This window comes from Extensimonas perlucida (genome assembly GCF_007655255.1).
Lineage (GTDB): Bacteria > Pseudomonadota > Gammaproteobacteria > Burkholderiales > Burkholderiaceae_C > Extensimonas > Extensimonas perlucida.
Genome location: NZ_VMYE01000041.1, coordinates 1 through 4,355, shown reverse-complemented (window position 1 = coordinate 4,355; position 4,355 = coordinate 1). Strand labels below are relative to the sequence as shown.

Genomic DNA, 4,355 nt, shown 5'->3' with positions numbered 1-4,355 from the left:
CGATCATCATGGTGTACGGGCTCCTTTGCTGGCTTGCTCATGTTCCTCAATCAGGGCTTGCAAAACGGCACGAGCCATGAACAGGGGGTAGCGGCGGGAGTCTATACAATCGTCAGGGATGCGACAAATAGCTTCTCCACCAAGTCTTGGGATGGGTTTGTCTTCTCGCCTGTTTCGAGACGGTGGACATAAGCATGATCAACTGACGATAGCTGGCCGATCTCACGCAGGGAAAGGGTTCTGCGTTCGCGTAGCGTCTTGAGGGCGACGCCTAGGCCTGTTTGCGGCATGAGTTCTTATCCTTGCGGTTGCGGGAAGAAGGGCCAAGCCCTCTGTTGCCCCTCCACATCCGGTTGATGTTCAAAGGCGCACACCGCACGCCCAGTTGCACCGGCGCACGCGCTCTGATACATTGTTGTCCAGCCAGACAACAGATGTAGGTTTTACGCCTGCTCCAGGTTGGATTGGCTCGGCCTTCCTGTTGTCTGCGTGAGCAACGAATTGTGCTACAGCGGGCGGCCGTTGACAACCTAGCCGAGCGGCTGGGACTTCGATAGTTCCACTGTAGGAGAGTCATCATGGCAGGCAAGAATCAGCATGTTGTTCCTCATCAGGACGGTTGGGCCGTGAAGGGAGCCGGCAATCAGCGGGCGACCTCCGTGCACGACACGCAGCAACAGGCCATTGACGCAGCGAGGGATATCGCACGCAACCAGCAATCCGAACTCGTCATCCATCGTCCGGATGGCCGTATCCGTGACAAGGACAGCCACGGCAACGACTCCTTCCCGCCGAAGGGCTGAAGTGCCATGACGGGCATCCCTACCTACCATGTGCTCGCCCTGTCAGGGGGCGGTTATCGCGGCCTGTACACCGCCACGGTTCTCGCCGAACTCGAAACCGTGCTGGGCCGTCCGATCGCTTCGCACTTTGATCTGATTTGCGGCACATCGGCAGGAGGGATGCTGGCTTTGGGGCTGGCTGCGGAAATTCCGGCCTATGAACTCAAGGCACTGTTTGAAGAACAGGGCAGCCGCATCTTTGGCTGCCGCAGCCTGCCGCGGCGGCTTCTGGGATTCTGGCTGACCGCAAAGCATGACTCAGCGGGATTGAAAGAGGCACTGACCGAGCGCTTCCAAGGGACCACGATAGGCGACCTGAAGCATCGTGTTCTTGTGCCGGCAGTCAACTACTCGACGGGACGCGGGCAGTTCTTCAAGACACCGCACCATCCGTCCTTTGAGCTGGATCACCGCATGAAGGTCGTTGATGTGGCGTTGGCGACAGCCGCCGCGCCCGTCTACTTTCCTCTGGCGCGCAACGACCGCGGTGTCTTCGCGGATGGGGGGCTGGTGGGCAACGCCCCGGGCCTGTTCGGGTTGCACGAAGTCAAGACGTTCCTGGCGCCGAAGCAGGATGCGCTGGTTCGGGTCCTCGCCATCGGCACGATGACCATCGGTGCGACCGTTCGTGGCGGCGCCAGCCTCGACCGCGGATTCGGCAAGTGGCGCGGGGGACTCTTCGATCTCGTGATCTCCGCCCAGGAGTCGTCGGTGGACTACATGCTGCGGCAGGCGTTGGGCAACAACTACTTCCAGATCGACGACAAGGCGACGCCGGATCAAAGCAAGGACGTGAAGGCGCTGGATCGGGTTTCCATTGGCGCCACGAATACGCTCAAGGATCGCGGCAACCACGCGGCGCAGCGTGCGCTCGGCGATCCTCTTTTCCAACCATTTCGAGCGCACCAGGCCGACGCTCCCATCTTCTATCACGGCCCCAACAAGAATGTTCCGGAGGCCGCATGCTGAACTTGAGCCCACTCTTCTTCACCACCCTTGATGACGAATCCTGCATGCACGACGAGCTGGATCTGACGCCTGGGCAGCGCGCCTGGATCGCCAGCGCACGCACTGACGTCAGGGACTGCCTGCGCACAGGCATCCCCCGCGTGCTTAGGGCAAACGGATACACGGAAGACGTGCCGCAGCCGCGCTTCTTCACGCAAGGGTCGTGGGCATACAAGACGCTGAACGCCCCGGCACAACACCCTCAGCAGGCGGATGTCGACGATGGCTGCTATCTGCCAATGAGTTTCGTCTCGCAGACGAAGCGTCCCAGCACTGCGGCGACGGTGTTCTTTGCCGCTGCGGAAGAAGCATTGAAGCCGCTGGTCGAGGAAAGGCGGTGGAAGCTTGTCACCGACAAGCCGACCTGCATACGCATCGTCATTGCTGCGTATGCTCACATTGATATTCCTCTGTACGCCATTCCCGACGAGGAATTTGTCACGCTCGCAAAGGCTTCGATGGAGCGATATGGCTACGACTCGCTGACGGAAGCGGTGAACATGGCAGAGCGCGATGCGTGGACCGCGCTGCCGGCTGACAAGGTTCTCCTGGCCCATCGTGAATGCAACTGGATGTCCTCTGACCCGAGGCCCGTGAAGGAATGGTTCCTGGGCGAAGTGGAAGCCAAGGGGGAGCAGTTCCGCCGCGTGGTTCGTTACTTGAAGGCGTTCCGCGATTGGAAGTGGTCCAGCGGAGGACCTGCCTCGATCCTGTTGATGGCCGCCGCGGCCCCGCTCTTTGAGAAACGCGATAGGCGCGACGACCTCGCTCTGCTGGATGTCGTCGCGGCACTGCCAGCCCGGTTGCGTGGGGGAGTGAACAACCCCGTGGAAGAGTCCGAATCGCTCACGGAACGACTTGGCCAAGCGGGTGTCGAAGATGCGGCCAAAGCATTCGAAGAGTTTGAGAAGGCGCTTCGCGGAGCAACCGGCGCCGGCAGTCCTTCACAGGCCTGCATCTGGATGCGAGGCGAATTTGGCCCACGTTTTCCGAACGAGCCGGATCGGGTCAAGGTGGTGTCCGTTGCCGCCACTATTGCCGCGACTCCCGCTACTGCTGGTCCTAGCGAACTCATCGGACGAACGAAAGCTGGATGAGCAGCGCCGCAGCGGTCGCAGACGTGATCGAGGCCTTCAAGCAGCGAGGCTTCGCGTTTGTTGGCAAGACGGATGACGGCTGGTTCAGGCTGCACGGGCGGTTGACCTCGCCCCAAGCGGACAAGGGTTGTCCGTGCGAAGTCCAGCTCGACCCCACGTTCTTCGACTTGCCTCGCATCCGGCTGCTGGAAATCCCTCCTGAGCTGCCCGCAGCGGTTCCTCATCTTGGCGCAGATGGCGGGCTTTGCTATCTCGCCAAGGGGACCGTCGTTCTGGACATCTACGATCCTGTCGGACAGTCGCTGGCGTGCCTGCAACGCGCGGCCGTCGTGTTCGGGCAGATCATGCAGGGGGAGATGATCGAAGACCTCGCGGAAGAGTTCTTCGCCTATTGGCACGGCTGGCATTGTTTCGTGGACATGCAAGGCGAGGATCTAGGGCGACAGAACTGCATCGTCGCGCATGCCAATGGGTGCCCCTTGTGGTTCATCACCGACAACGAAGATCGAACAACTGAGAAGCTGAAGTCGCTCGGCTACCAGGTCACCGATAGAACGGTGCTGACTTACCGAGTAAAGACCGGTGCTCAACCGCGCCCTCTGACTAGCAATTGGCCTCCTGAAACAGTCGGAGATATCCTGGCGTGGCAGAGCACTCTTGATCCCCGGTGCCGGCGCAAGATTCACGAGCGTATCAAGGAGGGGGAGAGGAAGAAGGCCAACGGAGTTCTGATCGTCATCGAGTCTCCGCTGATGACCTATGGCTTTGCGGTTCTCTACGACCGCCAAAGTCTTGTCCAAAAGAGCAAGCTCATAGATCGCAGGGATTCGAGCTATGGGTTGAAGGTGATGCCCATTTCGGTGGTCAGAATTGACGATCGGTACCTTGCCCAGCGGAACATGCCGAACTCAAAGACGCTTGCAGGGAAGAACATCGCCGTCGTTGGATGCGGCACGATTGGTGGCTATCTGTCGGACATGCTTGTCAAGGCTGGGGCGGGGACATGTGGCGGAAAACTCACGTTGGTGGATTTCGATTGCCTTCTCCCGCAAAACATCGGGCGCCATCGCCTCGGATTCCCGGACCTGCTGTCGAACAAGGCGGAGGCTATGGCGAAGGAACTCAAGCGCTTGGCGCCAGGCGCCGAGATTCGCGCGCTGCCCGTGGATGTCAGGCATGCCCAACTGGGAGAGCTGGACCTGCTCATAGATGCCACCGGGGAAGAATCTCTCGGGCATTGGCTGTGCGGCCACTATCCGCCTCCGACGCCCATGCTTTCGGTGTAAGCGTCCGGCCATCCCATCTTGAGACAAGCCCCGAGATAAAAGACCATGGTGCGAGCCCAACAACAGGAGCCCACCATGAACCCCAAGAGCCTGCCGCGTCGCCGGCACAGTGATGAATTCAA

6 protein-coding genes are annotated in these 4,355 nt (G+C 60.2%); 5 read left to right on the top strand and 1 reads right to left on the bottom strand.

The window, feature by feature from the left end:
* Positions 1–192: hypothetical protein (locus tag FK527_RS17395; protein WP_222116181.1), on the top strand; the 192-nt coding region annotated here is incomplete at its 5' end.
* On the opposite strand, the gene FK527_RS17060 is transcribed toward FK527_RS17395, so the two are convergent.
* The gene (locus tag FK527_RS17060) at positions 102–290 is read right to left on the bottom strand and encodes a helix-turn-helix domain-containing protein (protein ID WP_246072880.1); all 189 of its coding nucleotides are present in this window, start codon (positions 288–290) and stop codon (positions 102–104) included. The genes FK527_RS17395 and FK527_RS17060 overlap by 91 nt on opposite strands.
* 288 nt (positions 291–578) lie before the next feature.
* Here FK527_RS17060 and FK527_RS17055 point away from each other — a divergent pair, with 288 nt between their 5' ends.
* Genes FK527_RS17055 through FK527_RS17040 form a run of 4 tightly spaced genes read left to right on the top strand, consistent with a single transcriptional unit; the run spans position 579 to position 4,233 of the window.
* Positions 579–803: a DUF2188 domain-containing protein gene (locus FK527_RS17055; RefSeq protein WP_023093135.1), complete on the top strand. Its 225-nt coding sequence runs from the start codon at positions 579–581 to the stop codon at positions 801–803.
* Between the two features lie 6 nt (positions 804–809).
* Positions 810–1,811 carry a CBASS cGAMP-activated phospholipase gene (locus FK527_RS17050; RefSeq protein ID WP_144735863.1) on the top strand — a complete coding sequence of 334 codons (1,002 nt, stop codon included), beginning with the start codon at positions 810–812 and terminating at the stop codon, positions 1,809–1,811.
* On the top strand, positions 1,805–2,947 hold the full coding sequence (locus FK527_RS17045; protein ID WP_124086373.1) for a CBASS cGAMP synthase: 1,143 nt from the start codon (positions 1,805–1,807) through the stop codon (positions 2,945–2,947). Before FK527_RS17050 ends, FK527_RS17045 begins: the two co-directional genes overlap by 7 nt.
* Positions 2,944–4,233: a ThiF family adenylyltransferase gene (locus FK527_RS17040; protein WP_246072878.1), complete on the top strand. Its 1,290-nt coding sequence runs from the start codon at positions 2,944–2,946 to the stop codon at positions 4,231–4,233. Before FK527_RS17045 ends, FK527_RS17040 begins: the two co-directional genes overlap by 4 nt.
* Positions 4,234–4,355 lie beyond the last annotated feature (122 nt).

Coding starts and splice junctions, on each gene's coding strand:
- FK527_RS17045 (WP_124086373.1), top strand. CDS start 1,805: ATGCTGAACTTGAGCCCACTCTTCTTCACCACCCTTGATGACGAATCC.
- FK527_RS17050 (WP_144735863.1), top strand. CDS start 810: ATGACGGGCATCCCTACCTACCATGTGCTCGCCCTGTCAGGGGGCGGT.
- FK527_RS17060 (WP_246072880.1), bottom strand. CDS start 290: ATGCCGCAAACAGGCCTAGGCGTCGCCCTCAAGACGCTACGCGAACGC.
- FK527_RS17040 (WP_246072878.1), top strand. CDS start 2,944: ATGAGCAGCGCCGCAGCGGTCGCAGACGTGATCGAGGCCTTCAAGCAG.
- FK527_RS17055 (WP_023093135.1), top strand. CDS start 579: ATGGCAGGCAAGAATCAGCATGTTGTTCCTCATCAGGACGGTTGGGCC.